We start from the raw sequence: 15133 nt of genomic DNA, 5'->3' as shown, positions 1-15133 counted from the left end.
GGTAAAATAAAGTATATGTTATCGATATTTAATAGAAGTAAGTATTTAATCGATTTAATCGAAGGAATTCCTGATTTTCACAACCATACCTTACCTGGAATAGATGACGGTTCTGATAGCGTGGAAACATCAAGAAGATTATTTGAAGGTTTCTCGGAGATAGGGATTGACAATATTATTGCAACTCCACATATTATTGATGAATTTTACCCGAATACGCCCAGTAGCATAGGAGAAGCTTACGGTAAAGTTCTTGATCAAAAAGCAGGTCCAAAAAATTTAACTTATGCTGCTGAATATATGATGGATCAGCATTTTCTCGAAATTCTGGAAAATAAGGAAATACTTACCTTAACAGATAATAAAGTACTGGTGGAAATGTCGTATTTCCAAGCACCAATTAATCTGAACCAGATTTTATTTAAACTTCAGAATAATTCCAAGATGCCAATCTTAGCGCATCCGGAAAGATACACTTACATGCATTCTAAAGACCTAAACAAATTTCATGATCTAAGAACAAGAGGTTGTCTTATGCAAGTCAATATGTTATCCCTATCCAATCATTACGGAAAAGGCATACAGAAGATGGCATACCAATTAATTGAAAACGGATTAATCGAATACATATGCAGCGATGTTCATAAACTCACGCATCTTGAAAAGATTAAGGAAATCAAAATTCCCAATAAATTCGTCCAGTCTATCACTGAATTAGGTCAAAACAATTTCAAGTTACTACATAATCATTTTAACTAGATGAATTCAATCGGTTTTTTAATCTTGACCACCGAGATTCCTTGTCTGCGCCATAACCATAACCGTACCCATAAGAATAACCGTATTGGGCTCCGTAGCTAAATTTTGAATAATCTACATCATTTAATATAACGGCTAGACCTTTGAGCTTGCCCTGTTTCTTCAAATCCTTAGGAAACTCTAGTAAATTTTTCTCAGTATAGTCTGCTCTTGTAACATACAAAGTATAATCTGCTAACTGGCTTATGAGTAAAGTGTCAGTAACAATCATTGCAGGAGCAGTATCTACTATAACATAATCATATTTAGTTTTAGACTCATTAATCAAACTTTCCATTCTGTCATTCATAAGCAATTCAGCTGGATTTGGAGGTATGGGTCCTGAGAGAATAACGTCAACCCCTATATCATTTTCCATCGTATGAGAAGTAATATCTAGCAATGTTACATCGTAATCATAGAGATAGTCTGACAAACCTTTTTCCTTCGTACCATCTGTTTGGTTTGAGTATCTATGAAGTTTAGGGTTTCGAATATCTGCACCTATTAATAAAACTTTCTTACTGGTACTCGATAAAGTCCTTGCAAGATTATAAGCAATAAAAGTTTTCCCTTCTCCTTTTACGGTAGAAGTTACAAATATAGTATTACCTATTTCTTTGTCCTTTTTCTGAATTAAATACGCAAGGTTGGTTCTCAAGATCCTAAAAGATTCTGCTAAAGGAGACCTATCGTTTAAATGTATAACGTCATCTTCACCCGATACGATTTTTGGAACCTCACCAACAAAAGGTACACTTTTTAATAAAGGAGATAAATCGCCCTTATGATGAATTTTAGTATCTAGAAAATTTTTAATGAAAACAATCAAGATTGGTATTATAGCACCTATTAAGAATCCAGCTAGAAGGATTATCCATGGCTCTGGGTCAACTGGATCATTAATTGTATAGGCTGAATCAACAACCCTAGAAACTGAAGCTGTTGCTGCATAGGAAATCGCAGCTTCTTCACGCCTTTGTAATAGGAAAAGGTACAATTGCTCTTTAATTTGCTGTTGTCTTTCAATATTTCGCATACCCTTCTCCAAACCAGGAAAGGTACTGAATTTGCCCTGAGCAATATTTTCACGTGAGTCTAGTTCATCTAATCGAATGTTTAATGACTGTCGTGTACTTTCAATATTATCATATAAATTATCGCGTAATCCAATAAGCTGTTCAGATAAATTTTTAATTATTGGATTGTTCACCGTTCCATCACTCTCTAAATACATTTTACGCTCCATTACCAGAGCATTGTATGACCTAATAAGACCTGCAATACCACTATCATTAACACCTACCTCGGGAAGCAGTTCAAATTGTGCTTGATTCTTAAGAACAGACTCTAAAGAATTAAGCAGTTCTAATTGAGTTTGTGTATCAAAAATGTTCTGTTCAGCTACCGAAAATTTCGATTGAAACTCAGCCGCCCCACTTTCAACATTCATGATTTGATTTTCACGTTTGAACTCAGCTATACCTACTTCAACTGAGTCCAATTCAGAGGTAATCATTTCTAATCTTTCCTGTATAAATGATGTGGTGTTTGCCGCTACCTCTTGTTTATTCTTAACTCCCTCTTCATTAAAACGCTCCATCAAATTATTCAAAAAATCTTTAGATTTGGCGCTAGATTCATTTACGAAAGAAAGCTCTAAAATATCTGTAGCTTTTCCTTTAGGCGCAATACCCAAACTCTCAATGTAACGATTAGTTGTCTCCTGAAGGGGTTCTAGCACAAAATTAACTGTTTTGGAATTCTTAAAGCTTCCCTCAGCGTTTTGAGAATAAGGTAAGACCACAAATTTTAGATCTTGAAAACTTACAATTTCACCTATTTCAAAATTATCCTCATAATCGTTTCCAGTAGAACTCAAAGAGTATTTAGTATCTGAAACAGGTTTGATAATTAAGTCCAACTTACTATTGTTAACTATAGTATCTGGAGAAATAAATTCTAGATAGATAGGACTGGATTTGTAAGCTTCTACACTAATGATATTTCCTTCTATAAAATAGGACTTATTTAACCCTAATTCTGAAATAACCCTTGATACAAGTTGCTTGGATTTTAATTTTTCTACTTGACTTTGTAAATTCTGTTCTCCAAGAGATAAAATTGTAGCACCTCCTGATGGAATGGCACTCATTGCATTTTTCTCCTCATCATCTACCATAACCATCGTTGCACTCGTTCTATACTTGGGGATAGTATATCGATTGTAAAGAAATGCAAGCAAGCCCCCAACTAATAAGCCTAGCACAATCAACTTCCAATACGCTAGGTATTTAAATAGTTCCGCTTTGAGATCAAAATTCGATTCGTTATTTTCTTCTGAAATATCTTGGAATTCTTCCATTCTTATAAACTGTTAATTAGAAGATATAAACTTATGATAGTTGTGCCAAGGCTTATAATGCCTTGGTAACTTGTAAAAAAACCAGCAGATTTTACAGCACGATATGTTGGCTCCACATAGACCAAATCATTCTGTTTCAAATAGAAAAACTCGCTATCAAATAAATCCGATGAAGTCATATCAATTGAACCAATTTTTCGAATTCCGTCTTGTTGTCTAATTATAAGAATATTTTCTCTTCTGCCGTTATAAGTTATATCACCTGACATAGCTAATAATTCCGGTAATGACACTCTCCCATCAGTAATCTGGACCCTTCCTGGAGAACCTACCTCTCCTAAAACGGTTATACTAAAGTTTACAATTCTAACATCTACTATAGGATTTTTTAGGTAATATTCAATTTCATTTTCTAATTTATCCTGTATTTCAGTTCGAGTCAACCCTTCCACCATAACCTTACCTAATACTGGAAAATTAATATATCCTTCAGGACTTACAAGATATCCAGTAAGTGAGAGTGATTGTCCCCCACCTCCTGACTGTTGCGAGCCAGTTCTCATCTGAAATGGAGCCACAATTTCCTCATTTATAGAACTAGATGAGACATTAATCCTAAGTACATCATTTTTCTTTATTCGAGGTTCGTAATTCATTAAGAATTCTTTGCCCTCGAGCTCTCCCTTTCCTTCATGAAAATAAACAATCTCTTCTTTTGTAGCGCAGCTAGATAATCCACAAATTGCAGTTAAAACTATTAAGATTTTTTTCATCAATTAATTTCAGATTTATTAGTTTCCTTTAAATTATCGAGTTTCTCGTAAGATGAATTATTACTCTTGAATTCCGGAATCAACTCTTTTAGTTTAGCAACTACCTTGTCATTTTTCAACTTGGTTGCAGATTTTATAATTTTGAGAATATTTGCATTGATACCTTCGTAATTTCTTACCACCTCCTGGCCAATCATGATTTTTTTATGATGCGTAGGAAGCGTTTTACATTCATCATTTAGTAACTCTTCGTATAATTTCTCGCCAGGTCTCAGTCCGGTAATTCGAATCTTGATATGCTTATTAGGCTGATAACCTGCAAGTTTGATCATTTTGATGGCCAAATCCATAATTTTTACCGGCTCCCCCATATCGAAAACAAAAATTTCTCCTCCTTTACCCATCGCACCAGCTTCAAGCACAAGTTGACAAGCTTCCGGAATCGTCATAAAATACCTGATTATATCCGGATGAGTAATAGTTACAGGGCCTCCTTTTTCTATCTGTTTCTTAAACAATGGTACTACGGAACCATTAGAACCTAGAACGTTTCCGAAACGTGTAGTTATAAACTTTGTAGTTCCTATACCGGTTTGAAGTTGATTATGGAATAACGATTGCACATACATTTCAGCAGCTCTTTTAGAGGCACCCATCACATTACTTGGGTTTACTGCTTTATCTGTTGAAACCATTACAAAATGACCTACATCATACTTCACTGCTAGATCTGCAAGATTTTTAGTACCATGAATATTCACAAATACCGCTTCATGTGGATTACTCTCCATTAAAGGCACGTGCTTATAAGCCGCTGCATGGTAAACCACATCTATATTTTGATTCTGGAACATAAGTTCAAGTCTCTTCTGGTTACCTACATCACAAACAATTACTTTGAAATTCAATTCTGGAAACTTGGATTCCACCTCCAATTGTAAATTATGCAAAGGAGTTTCAGCCTGATCTAGTATTATCAAACGTTTTGGATCATACTTAGCTACCTGCCTCACGATCTCGCTTCCTATAGACCCGGCTGCACCCGTAACTAGTATAGTACGATCGGTTAATTGTTCAATTTTATTCTGAGTCTCTAAGTTAATAGGTTCCCTATCAAGAAGGTCTTCAATCTGTAATGTCTTTACTTTATTTGCAATTGGTTCTCCGCCCCAAGTGGAAACTAATGGAGCGTTATAGATTGCTATATCGTGTTCCAAACACTCCTCTACTAATTTAAATTTTTCTTCAGAAGAAAGTGTGTGTTCAGAAAATATGATTGCTTCAGCTCCAAGAGAATTTAGTTCTTCATGAATTTTTTTGGTGTGCTTTAAAACTGGCTTATCCAGTACTCGAAGTCTTTTGTGTGAATCCTGTGTTAGAAATCCCACAATTCGGAATCTACGGGGATGTTCAATTTCAAGCGCACCTGCTATAGAAATTGCGTTTTCATCTACTCCTAAAATCACAGCATTTATGAGAGATTCATTCTTCTGAAGAATCTTAAAATACTCATAGAACTGTTTGACACTAAGTCTAAAGAGAAATAAAAGTGAAAATGATATCCATAAATTAATAAGTAATCCACCAATTAAAAAGATTTTCTGACCTATTATAAAATAAGAAGCATAATTTATGGTTACTAAAGCAACAAAGGCACTACAGGTAGATAATAATAGTTTTAATGCGTCGACATTAGAAGAATAGCGTATTATCCCAGCATATGTCTTATAAACAAAAAAGAAACCAACATTCATAGCAATAACCAGAAGTGCCTTCTCATAAAAATTTAATAAAGTATACTGAAAAGGAGATAGATCTAAGAGTATAATTATGGTCAGGATCGTTGAAACAGTAATCAAACCAATATCAATCATTAAAATCGCCCATCTAGGAAGATATCTTAGATTACGGATATCCAGAGAATTATCAGGACCTGTAAGTATGTTAGAAAGGGCTTTTCTTATGCTCCCCATAGTCTATTGGTCTTTTTTCAAATGACTTTTTATTGCATTACTGATTCTGGACCTATCATTATTCGACAGATTACTACCACTTGGCAAACAAAGTCCATTGTCGAACATGGTTTCAGCAACTCCCGTGCCGTAAAATGGACTATCCACAAAAACAGGTTGCATGTGCATAGGCTTCCAAAGTGGTCGACATTCAATATTTAAAGCACCAAGTGATTCTCTAAGGTCTTCCCTGGAAAACCCAGTAACTTCACTATCAATGGTTAAAACACTTAACCAATGATTACTGAAATAATCTGTAGATCGTTCAGAAAACAACCTGACACCTTCAACATCCCGAAATAAATTTACATAAAATTCAAACATTTCACGTCTTGCACTTACTCTTTCATCCAAAACCTCCATTTGTCCACGACCAATTCCTGCGGAAATATTACTCAATCTATAATTGTAACCAATTTCACTATGCTGGTAATGTGGAGCATCATCCCGCGCTTGAGTAGCTAGAAAAACACCCTTCTGCTTCATTTTGTCAGTCTTAGTCACCAAGGCACCACCACCGGAAGTAGTGATGATCTTATTTCCATTAAATGACAAAATAGCCATTTCTCCAAAAGTACCACAGTTCTTACCTTTGTAGGTACTCCCAAGTGCTTCTGCAGCATCTTCAATAACCGGAATATTATATTTATCTGCAATCGTATTGATTCGATCCACCTGATATGGCATACCATATAAGTGAACAGCAATAATTGCTTTCGGCTTTTTACCTTTTTTAATTCTGTCTTCTATAGCAATCTCCAGCTGATCAGGACAGATATTCAATGTTTTGGATTCACTATCAACAAATACCGGAGTAGCACCCAAGTACTTTATTGGATTGGCAGAAGCCGCGAAGGTCATGCTCTGACATAGAACTTCATCTCCATTCGAAACACCAAGCATAATTAGAGCAAGATGCAAAGCAGCCGTACCAGAACTTAACGCCGCAACTTCTACACTTCCACCAAGATACTTTTTAATATCACTTTCGAATCCAGTAACATTAGGACCCAATGGTGCTATCCAGTTCTCATCGAATGCATCGTGAATATATTTTAACTCATTACCACCCATATGCGGGGAGGATAACCAGATCTTATCATTTGCCATATTAATTCTTATTGTATTTAATTATTCGGCCTGGATTCCCAACAACCACGGCATAATCTGGAACATCCTTCAATATAACCGCGCCAGCACCGATTGTAACCCATTTACCGATTTTTACCCCTGGAATAATTGAAGCTCCAGCTCCAATATGAGAACCTTCTCCAATATCCACGGCTCCAGTCACAATTGCACCTGGAGAAATATGTGCAAATTTAGCAATGCTTACATCATGTTCAATGATAGCATTCGAATTAATAATGCTGTTTTCGCCTATATTTGCCGAGTGATTTATAATAGCTCCAGCCATAACAACAGCCCCTTTAGACACAATCGCGGCTTTTGAAACAGTTGCAGTTTTGTGAATCAAGGCGTGATTTAGTTTTATATTATATTTTAAATAAATATTTTTCCGAATCTTATTATTTCCAATAGCAACAATTGTATTGTTCGTCTGAAGGATGTTTCTATCAACTCCGTGATCGACCTGAAAACCAGCTAAATCAAATATTTCAGAATTATCATCTAATATATAATCTACGGTATCACCAGTTCCTGAATTGATAATATCAAGAATTACTTTTGCATGTCCGCTTGCCCCAAATAAAATCATTAATTGTTACCGTTAAAAGGTTCTGTGGTAGCCATGTTATCCGCATTTATCCCTTCAGAAATTACAACTTTTTTGATAGTTTTGAATAATATCTGAAGATCAAGAAAAAATGATTGCTTCTCTACGTACCACACATCATATTCGAATTTTTTGAGCCAGCTTATTGCATTCCTCCCATTTACCTGCGCCCATCCTGTAATTCCCGGTTTAACTTCATGCCGTTTCAGTTGTTCAGGATTATATAACTCTAGATACTGAGGAAGTAATGGTCTTGGACCAACAATACTCATGTCACCTTTCAGAACATTAAACAATTGAGGTATTTCATCAATTGAAGTCTTTCGAACAAAACTACCAATTTTGGTTAATCGTTCAGAATCCGGTAATAGATTGCCCGTTGGATCCTTTTCATCAGTCATGGTTTTATACTTCACTATTCTGAAAATATCCCCATTTCTACCAGGTCTCGCCTGATAAAAAAATGGCTTGCCGTTGTTTGCCCGATATAATAATATAGTGACGACAATTAAAACCGGACTTAGAAGTGCCAGCGCTATAACAGCAGCTAAAAAATCAAAGATTGGTTTAATTAAATTTCTATACATTCAGTTACTTCAGACATACTTCAGCTAGAGCGCGAATTTAATCATGTTTCAGAGAGCTTTCTAACTCTTTGTATTCTTTTAACAAAACTTTCAATTATTATAAAATTGCTTTGCATAATTTAATTAAAATATTATTAGCGGTTCCATATACAAATGATAATGCTATATGTAACTGTACTAAAAAGCTTTGTAGGCTTATTAATTTATAAATCCTTTCGTCCTGAACGACAAACGCACTACATCTGAAGCATCTTTTCTAAGAGCTCATATTCGTCCTTAAGTGCGTTCCACACAATCTCTCTTTCATAATTAACCTGAATTTGTAAACGTGCTCTACTAGCCATTCCTTCTCTCTTCTCTGATTGCACAATCATTTTTTTCATCGCTTGAAACAGAGCTATATGATCACGAACTGGTATAATTATTCCATTCTGATCATGTTTGATAATTTCATTGGAACCGTTTATATTCGTTACGATAGAAGGTATTCCCATAGATCCGGCCTGCATAACTACGTTCGGAAAACCCTCGCGATAACTAGGAAATGCCAGGGTATCGCTAATTGCCAAAAATGGCCTGATATCCTCCTGGAATCCGACACTAATAATACTAATATTACTGTCTATCTCTGCAATTACATCGGCCTTTAAAGGATCCAAGTCTGGTTCGAGAGGCCCCACTAACAAAAGCTTTAAGCTCCCTCTAGAATAAAAGTTTTCAATATCATTACTATCTAGCAATTTTATGAAAGCATAAATTAGTTCATTAATACCCTTATCGTTGACCAATCGTCCTACAAAAACGAAGACAAAATCTGAACTACCAATATTTAGATTTTGGATAAGTTCAGATTTCACAGAATTGGCAACTGCATCCTTGCTAAAATAAGACGTATCAATACCATTAATATTTCCGTTGGCAAGAACTTTTAACGGTTTTTTTGTTATTCTATATCGAAGAAGGTCTTGTCTCACACCCTGTCCTTCAGGGTAAACGTTAGTTGCAAAACAACATAACACCTTATCCATCAAAATCAATATTTTCTTCAAGACACCTGTTTTTGTTGGAAAAATCAGTCCAGTAAAGGTATGCATACGTATAGGCACATTCGCAAAATATGCAGCAGCCATACTCAATAAACCAGCTTTTGGAGTAATAGAATGAACTATCAAGGGCTTTTCTCTTTTAAAGATTAGGTATAGGCCCCAGAACGACTTCAAATCTCTAATAATATTTATACCCCGTTCCATCTCTACATTTGAAGTCCTGACTTTCTCCCTTTCACGGACTATAGTCATATTTTTATCTTCACCAGATACCGCCAAAACAGAATAGTATTGATTTAGAAAAGATAGTTGTCCATGCAGGAGAAGATTCATGGAGAGTGGGATGGTCGTTACACGTATTAGTTTTTTCATCTAGGGTAATAATATAGAAAGTTTATCAACTTAATAGTTTTAAATCACAAATTCAGGCGCAAACTCAAAAGAAGTAGCGAGGGAACACTATTAATAACCTAGATGCACCTTTTTCAATACGATAAAATAAATTTGATGTTTTCTTAACTAAATTGGCTTGGTTCTCAAATTGTCTAATTCATCCATATTAGCGGATTGAAAATTGTATTTATTCTGAAGCGTTTCAAAATGTTCTAGTAGAATTTGAAGATCTTTCAAACTTTCAATTGGTTTTTCTCCAAAATTGTGAGGATGCCACCAGAGATGATATATTTGATCATTTTTCGCCGCATGTTCCATCTCATTTTTGATTCGACTAATTTTATAGTTACGCAAAAAATTATTTTCGAATGGTCTCATAAATCTACTTGCTTTTTGCTCTACTGGTAATTGTGATTGTTTCTCTTTTGTAGGTAAAGAATATCCTTTGTTTCCGAAAGGTAAATATGCATCCCCTGTACGAGACAATTTTGTAATAAGTGAATCTGACTGTACATTCTTCCAATACCAGGCATCGGGATTAGAACGAACGTTCTGAATTCCCGCATCAAAGCAAATAGTTAAATAATCTTCTTTAAATTGATTGCGGGGGAAAACCAAAGACTTTAGATTAAGGTCGAATTTTTGAGCGACATCAACAGCTTTTAGAAGATCTTGTTCAAAATGAGAAGCATCTTGTCCTTCTTCTCCACAGTAATAATGAGAATAGGTATGAGTGCCTATTTCCTGTCCTGCAACTTGCGAAATTTGCTTAATCAATTTTGGTGCAAAACATAATTCCTCCGTATTTGATTCTAAAATGCTATTTCCAAAGCTATATGCGTTTAAATCTTGATTAGAATATTCGGGTATTGAATCAGGAATATTTTCTTTCCACTCGTCCCAATTTTCGTTGAATAACATTCCAACGGTCGCCCATGTGGCATGAATCTGGAATTTTTCGAATAATTTGACTGTTTCAGGGATAGCTAATCTTGTATTTTTGAAATATTGTCTTTTCTTTTGGTAATCCAAAACATCAAAAACTCCCCAAAGCAATTCAAAATCCAAGGATATAATTAAATACCCATTATTTAATCTCATTTTATTTCCAATTAATTCAAGTTACGCAACTTAGTTTTTGTATTTAAAGTTTGTAAGTTATGTAACTCTTTTCGTTTTCCTAAATTTTTGAATATTCCGTCAAAAGTACCCTTGAAGAACCACTTTAATTTTTGAGCTTTACCATTTTCTTTCAATAGAATATTGAATAGTAACTTAAACCACGTTCTGAAGAGCTTATAAATACGCAGAAATGTAATTTCTTTTATATATAGACGTGAATAAATACTATTTCTTATTTCATAATAATATCTCCAAGGTTTCCTATAATTAGTTTCCCTTACAGTAAAATGAACCCCTTTAGCCGATGAAATCCACTTCTGTTGATACTTATACTTCTGGATAATTCTCGCTTGCAAGTATTCTGTATCCTCAGACCAAAAGAAGAGATCTGCCCTTGGGTATCCAACTGTCTCAACTATTCGTAATGGAATCAATACACCCCACCAACCAGGGCTTCTTCTACTTGCAAAATCCTTCTCTCTTACGTAAGGAAAAACCATTGTTTCCTCATTAGTATTCATTACTAACTCGTCCAAACACGACTTATGAGGAAAAAAGTCATCATCCATAAGCCAAACGTAGTCCACGTTAGTGTTCTCCGCAAAATGTTTTATACCCTCATAAAATCCGCCAGCAGGTCCTAAGTTTTCTGAAAGGTATAACTTATCGATACCCTCTAAAGATTTCAAATAGTCTTTGGTACCATCCTCCGAATTATTGTCAACAATTAGAATCTCAGTATCACTATACGTTTGATTTAGGACTTTAGATACACATATTTTAAGAAGACTTATACGATTGTAAGTGAGAATGACTACACCAATTTTCTTTGTCATTAGTAATTATTACAGTTTGAAAATATGTATACAAAATCGATCTTACTCCAAATATTCAATATACTTTACTCTTATCTAATTTCCTTCTTTGTAGCTTTTTGTAATTCAAATATTTCTTCTGAGCCAAATAGTAATAAATTACAAAAAATAAAAAGTACATCACCATTTGCTTCTGGCGCATAATAATTCCAAGATTCGACATTACGAAAGTCATTGCAAACGAGGTTAATAGAAAAATTACCAAACTCATTTTTATAAAAGATGGCGATCGTTTTAAGAATCCAATAAAATCTTTTTTTATAATTTTCAGAAATAGTAATAAATAAAGAAGATTCTCAAATGATATTATTAAACCCAATAAATTTGGTGCATCAATAAAAAGCGGTCTAAACCAGAAAGTGAAAAGTTTAAATGGTAAACTATAAGAAGACATATCAACTCCTGACCCAGCTTTAGCACTTAAGTTTTCAGATCTGTCTTCCGTAAAACTATTAAAATCTTCAACTAAATTTTCAGAACCTTCCAATTCCACGACGGCGAGAATTTGATCTTGCACAATAAGAATCCCTCCTATCATACCGACTAATACAAGAAATTTATTTGTAGAAGAAATTTTTTCTTTCCCAGAAAAATAGCCAGCAACAGCTCCTAAAGCCAAGAACAGGAAAACGTGTGGCCTGATATAAAACACTATAAACGAACCCAAAATTAAAGTGACAAGTCTGGATTTAGGTTGTAGTATAGAATAGGCAAACATCATTACCCCCATAAAAATTGGACCACCTTTTCCAAGAGAAGCGGTCCAGAAGTGCATATTTGGTAAGAACAGAAGCAATATAAGTAAATCGATTTTTAAGAAATTGACCTTTACAGGAATTTTTTCTCTAAAAAAAAGATATGAATAGATAAAACCTATAAAACCAAACCATGAAAAAGTCACCATAAGCATTTCATACGAAAAGCCCAATGCATGAAATGGGTAGCCTAGGAAATTAATAAAACTTGTATCAGTACCGAAAGTTTCAAACCAGCTTATATCAGGAAACTTTGTATAAAAATTGTAATACCCCTTCGAATCTGATGGATTGTTATAGGCATACCAGAGATAAACTCCGAAGAACAGTGTATGATATAAATAGAGCATGTTAAGCATCTTTCTATTAAAAAAAGCATGCCTCTTTTGATAAAATCCAAAAAAAATTTGATTTATACCTGCAAATACAACTACTAGGAAAAGTACACCAACCATAAATTAGAATAATTCAAGATCACCTAAACTGTTATTCCATTTAGAAATATCATTTAAATCAGTTTTTTCCTGTGTCTTCAAGTTTAGCTCATTCATGACTAAAAGAGGTCCAAAATTCCCTTTCTTACCCTTTAGATTGAGAAGATCAGGAGAGAAACTAATCATATGTGCCGATAAACCTTCCTCAAATTTACTAATTACCCGTCTGAGGTCTCTTGAATTCATTATCTCTTTATTATAAATAAATTCAGTTATTCTCAACTCCTTCAATTTGCCTCTTCTTTTAATGTAGCCCGCTATGTAATATGATTCTTCACATATTACTTTATAATTCTGAAGAGGATTATTTTCGTATCGCCAACTCAGGAATTCAGCTGATTTCGGGGTGAAGAATGTATTACTTCTAGAAAGGATATCATTCCATTGCACACATAAAGAATCTATCTGGATTGCTGTTGCATTTTTATTTATATTATAAAAATCAGGAATATTTTTAAACTTTAAAAAACTGAAAGAAGGTTTAACACCGATGCTGATCTTTCCAACCGGCTCCCATCCCATCTTTAAATAACCAGGTCGACTCAAATCGTTAGGTGTATTGAAAATAAAATGCTCTCCAGCTTCGGCTGCATCTTTTACAGCTGCTAAAGTCAGTTTTTTGAAAATCCCTTTACCTTGATGCTCTGGATGTGTAGCGGTATCTACTGCTCTTAAAGCCGAATAAGTTTTATTTGATTCTTTCCATTTCCATCTCATAAAGGCTCTTACTCCAACTATTTTGTCATTTTCTTCTGCCAGAAGTGTAATAGATTCACCAAAGATATTTTCCAAATGTTTGAACCTCCAAATAGCTTCGGATAACATTAATTCTTTTTCCCCCAAGCTTGCTTTCAATACGCCTACAATCTCTGGAATATCATTCTCTTTCGCTTTTCTTATTTTCATATGATAAATCAAATAACGATTACGATAAAACGTCGTATACTCTATAAATTTTTATAAGTATTTTCATGGACAGTACTTATTGTACTCATATATCAAATTCTGTCAAAATATTAGTCTCTTATTAAAACAGAGGAAATTTTATTTTTCAAAATTCATGTAAATATCTTCCAACTCGTCTACCATTTTCTTTAAACTGAAGCTACTTATAACCCTTTTTCGTGCTTCCTTCTGTAAGTTAATTCTCTTTTCTGAATTAACAATTAAATCTGAAGTTTTCTCAGCTAAGCATTTATAGTCGCCAACATCACACAATAAACCATTTTTTTCCTCCTCGATAACTTCAACGACCCCACCTGCTTTAGTAGAAACAATAGCGCATTCCATACTCATAGCTTCCAAGAGAGCTATTGGCAAACCTTCAAACTCGGAACTCATCATAAAAACATCAATAGCTGAAAAATATGCTAGAGTATTCGTTTGAAGGCCGGGTAAGATTAAATTATTCTCAAGTTTATATTCTTTAACCAGTGCTTTAATTTCCTTCTTTTTAGGACCTGCACCAACTAGAAGTCCGTATACTTCCGGGTGATTTTTATTTATTTCCTTAAATGCCTTCAACCAATCTGGAATGGCCTTTTGGGCACGAAACACTGCAATATTCCCAATTACACATGCATTTTCTGGTATACCGTATTTAGATCGAATACCATTTCCTTCTTTAATGCTTTTCTTGAAATAATCTGTATTTACACCATTTAGAACTGTTTTAACTGGTATATCAGGTTTAATATTATTAATAATAGAACGAGTAGCATCTTCAGATACTCCTATAGCCAAATTCTGAGAATTAAAACTAATTTTATTTAAGGTTTTTGTAGCTATATGATAACGTTCCTGAATATTATGCTCCGTATAAATAACTGGTATACTAGTTCTTCTAGCTACTATCCTACCTAGAAATCCAGACCATGGCAAATGACAATGTATAATGTCTATTGAATTGCCTCTGCAATAATTAATAACCTCACTAGATTTGCCTAAAATTTTTAAATTATTCGTAGCTTCAATACAAGTAACTTTCCCGTTTGCATTTTTTATAGCCTCTACCATTTGATCTTTCCAAGGCAGAAAATAAATATAATGGAATTCGAATCTTATTTGATCGTGTAGTTTCAGGGTTTCAGGCAATAAAACCTCTGCACCTCCCCTACCTAATGATTTAATAATATGGAGGATTTTTATCCTATTCATAGCAATACATTTGAGAAT

General features: G+C 34.3%; 13 protein-coding genes. 1 reads left to right on the top strand and 12 read right to left on the bottom strand.

Annotated features, from left to right (window positions below; all coding sequences use genetic code 11):
- Positions 1–15 precede the first annotated feature (15 nt).
- Positions 16–759 carry a tyrosine-protein phosphatase gene (locus tag ABVM50_RS09590; protein ID WP_405198365.1) on the top strand — a complete coding sequence of 248 codons (744 nt, stop codon included), beginning with the start codon at positions 16–18 and terminating at the stop codon, positions 757–759.
- Here the strand turns inward: ABVM50_RS09590 and ABVM50_RS09585 are convergent.
- The 12 genes from ABVM50_RS09585 to ABVM50_RS09530 all read right to left on the bottom strand — a co-directional run bounded on the left by ABVM50_RS09585 (position 752) and on the right by ABVM50_RS09530 (position 15115).
- Positions 752–3163, bottom strand: a complete 2412-nt coding sequence (locus ABVM50_RS09585) for a GumC family protein (RefSeq protein ID WP_405198364.1) — start codon at positions 3161–3163, stop codon at positions 752–754. The two genes, ABVM50_RS09590 and ABVM50_RS09585, sit on opposite strands and share 8 nt — an antisense overlap.
- A 2-nt stretch (positions 3164–3165) precedes the next feature.
- Entirely contained in the window at positions 3166–3936 is a 771-nt protein-coding gene (locus ABVM50_RS09580) for a polysaccharide biosynthesis/export family protein (RefSeq protein WP_405198363.1), read from the bottom strand.
- Entirely contained in the window at positions 3936–5909 is a 1974-nt protein-coding gene (locus ABVM50_RS09575; RefSeq protein ID WP_405198362.1) for a polysaccharide biosynthesis protein, read from the bottom strand. Before ABVM50_RS09575 ends, ABVM50_RS09580 begins: the two co-directional genes overlap by 1 nt.
- A gap of 3 nt (positions 5910–5912) precedes the next feature.
- Positions 5913–7058 carry a DegT/DnrJ/EryC1/StrS family aminotransferase gene (locus tag ABVM50_RS09570; protein ID WP_405198361.1) on the bottom strand — a complete coding sequence of 382 codons (1146 nt, stop codon included), beginning with the start codon at positions 7056–7058 and terminating at the stop codon, positions 5913–5915.
- A 1-nt stretch (position 7059) separates the two neighbouring features.
- Entirely contained in the window at positions 7060–7668 is a 609-nt protein-coding gene (locus ABVM50_RS09565) for an acetyltransferase (protein ID WP_405198360.1), read from the bottom strand.
- The gene (locus ABVM50_RS09560; RefSeq protein WP_405198359.1) at positions 7668–8273 is read right to left on the bottom strand and encodes a sugar transferase; all 606 of its coding nucleotides are present in this window, start codon (positions 8271–8273) and stop codon (positions 7668–7670) included. The genes ABVM50_RS09565 and ABVM50_RS09560 overlap by 1 nt, the downstream gene beginning before the upstream one ends.
- Before the next feature lie 236 nt (positions 8274–8509).
- Positions 8510–9691 (bottom strand): glycosyltransferase family 4 protein, encoded by a 1182-nt coding sequence (locus tag ABVM50_RS09555; RefSeq protein ID WP_405198358.1) that lies wholly within the window; start codon positions 9689–9691, stop codon positions 8510–8512.
- Between the two features lie 147 nt (positions 9692–9838).
- Positions 9839–10813 carry a polysaccharide deacetylase family protein gene (locus ABVM50_RS09550; RefSeq protein ID WP_405198357.1) on the bottom strand — a complete coding sequence of 325 codons (975 nt, stop codon included), beginning with the start codon at positions 10811–10813 and terminating at the stop codon, positions 9839–9841.
- A gap of 11 nt (positions 10814–10824) precedes the next feature.
- The gene (locus ABVM50_RS09545) at positions 10825–11670 is read right to left on the bottom strand and encodes a glycosyltransferase family 2 protein (protein ID WP_405198356.1); all 846 of its coding nucleotides are present in this window, start codon (positions 11668–11670) and stop codon (positions 10825–10827) included.
- Between the two features lie 55 nt (positions 11671–11725).
- On the bottom strand, positions 11726–12505 hold the full coding sequence (locus tag ABVM50_RS09540; RefSeq protein ID WP_405198355.1) for a hypothetical protein: 780 nt from the start codon (positions 12503–12505) through the stop codon (positions 11726–11728).
- A gap of 417 nt (positions 12506–12922) precedes the next feature.
- Complete coding sequence (locus ABVM50_RS09535) at positions 12923–13864, bottom strand: GNAT family N-acetyltransferase (protein WP_405198354.1); 942 nt, start codon at positions 13862–13864, stop codon at positions 12923–12925.
- A 138-nt stretch (positions 13865–14002) separates the two neighbouring features.
- Positions 14003–15115 carry a glycosyltransferase gene (locus ABVM50_RS09530; protein WP_405198353.1) on the bottom strand — a complete coding sequence of 371 codons (1113 nt, stop codon included), beginning with the start codon at positions 15113–15115 and terminating at the stop codon, positions 14003–14005.
- Positions 15116–15133 lie beyond the last annotated feature (18 nt).

Origin of the sequence: Christiangramia sp. LLG6405-1, from assembly GCF_045055805.1 — a bacterium.
GTDB lineage: Bacteria > Bacteroidota > Bacteroidia > Flavobacteriales > Flavobacteriaceae > Christiangramia.
Note: the sequence above shows the minus strand (reverse complement) of the source record. Positions and strands in the feature narration are given on the sequence as shown.

Excerpts from the sequence above, each read along its gene's own strand:
- ABVM50_RS09590 (WP_405198365.1), top strand. The coding sequence starts at position 16 with ATGTTATCGATATTTAATAGAAGTAAGTATTTAATCGATTTAATCGAA.
- ABVM50_RS09570 (WP_405198361.1), bottom strand. The coding sequence starts at position 7,058 with ATGGCAAATGATAAGATCTGGTTATCCTCCCCGCATATGGGTGGTAAT.
- ABVM50_RS09555 (WP_405198358.1), bottom strand. The coding sequence starts at position 9,691 with ATGAAAAAACTAATACGTGTAACGACCATCCCACTCTCCATGAATCTT.
- ABVM50_RS09560 (WP_405198359.1), bottom strand. The coding sequence starts at position 8,273 with ATGTATAGAAATTTAATTAAACCAATCTTTGATTTTTTAGCTGCTGTT.
- ABVM50_RS09530 (WP_405198353.1), bottom strand. The coding sequence starts at position 15,115 with ATGAATAGGATAAAAATCCTCCATATTATTAAATCATTAGGTAGGGGA.
- ABVM50_RS09535 (WP_405198354.1), bottom strand. The coding sequence starts at position 13,864 with ATGAAAATAAGAAAAGCGAAAGAGAATGATATTCCAGAGATTGTAGGC.
- ABVM50_RS09545 (WP_405198356.1), bottom strand. The coding sequence starts at position 11,670 with ATGACAAAGAAAATTGGTGTAGTCATTCTCACTTACAATCGTATAAGT.
- ABVM50_RS09565 (WP_405198360.1), bottom strand. The coding sequence starts at position 7,668 with ATGATTTTATTTGGGGCAAGCGGACATGCAAAAGTAATTCTTGATATT.
- ABVM50_RS09580 (WP_405198363.1), bottom strand. The coding sequence starts at position 3,936 with ATGAAAAAAATCTTAATAGTTTTAACTGCAATTTGTGGATTATCTAGC.
- ABVM50_RS09550 (WP_405198357.1), bottom strand. The coding sequence starts at position 10,813 with ATGAGATTAAATAATGGGTATTTAATTATATCCTTGGATTTTGAATTG.
- ABVM50_RS09575 (WP_405198362.1), bottom strand. The coding sequence starts at position 5,909 with ATGGGGAGCATAAGAAAAGCCCTTTCTAACATACTTACAGGTCCTGAT.
- ABVM50_RS09585 (WP_405198364.1), bottom strand. The coding sequence starts at position 3,163 with ATGGAAGAATTCCAAGATATTTCAGAAGAAAATAACGAATCGAATTTT.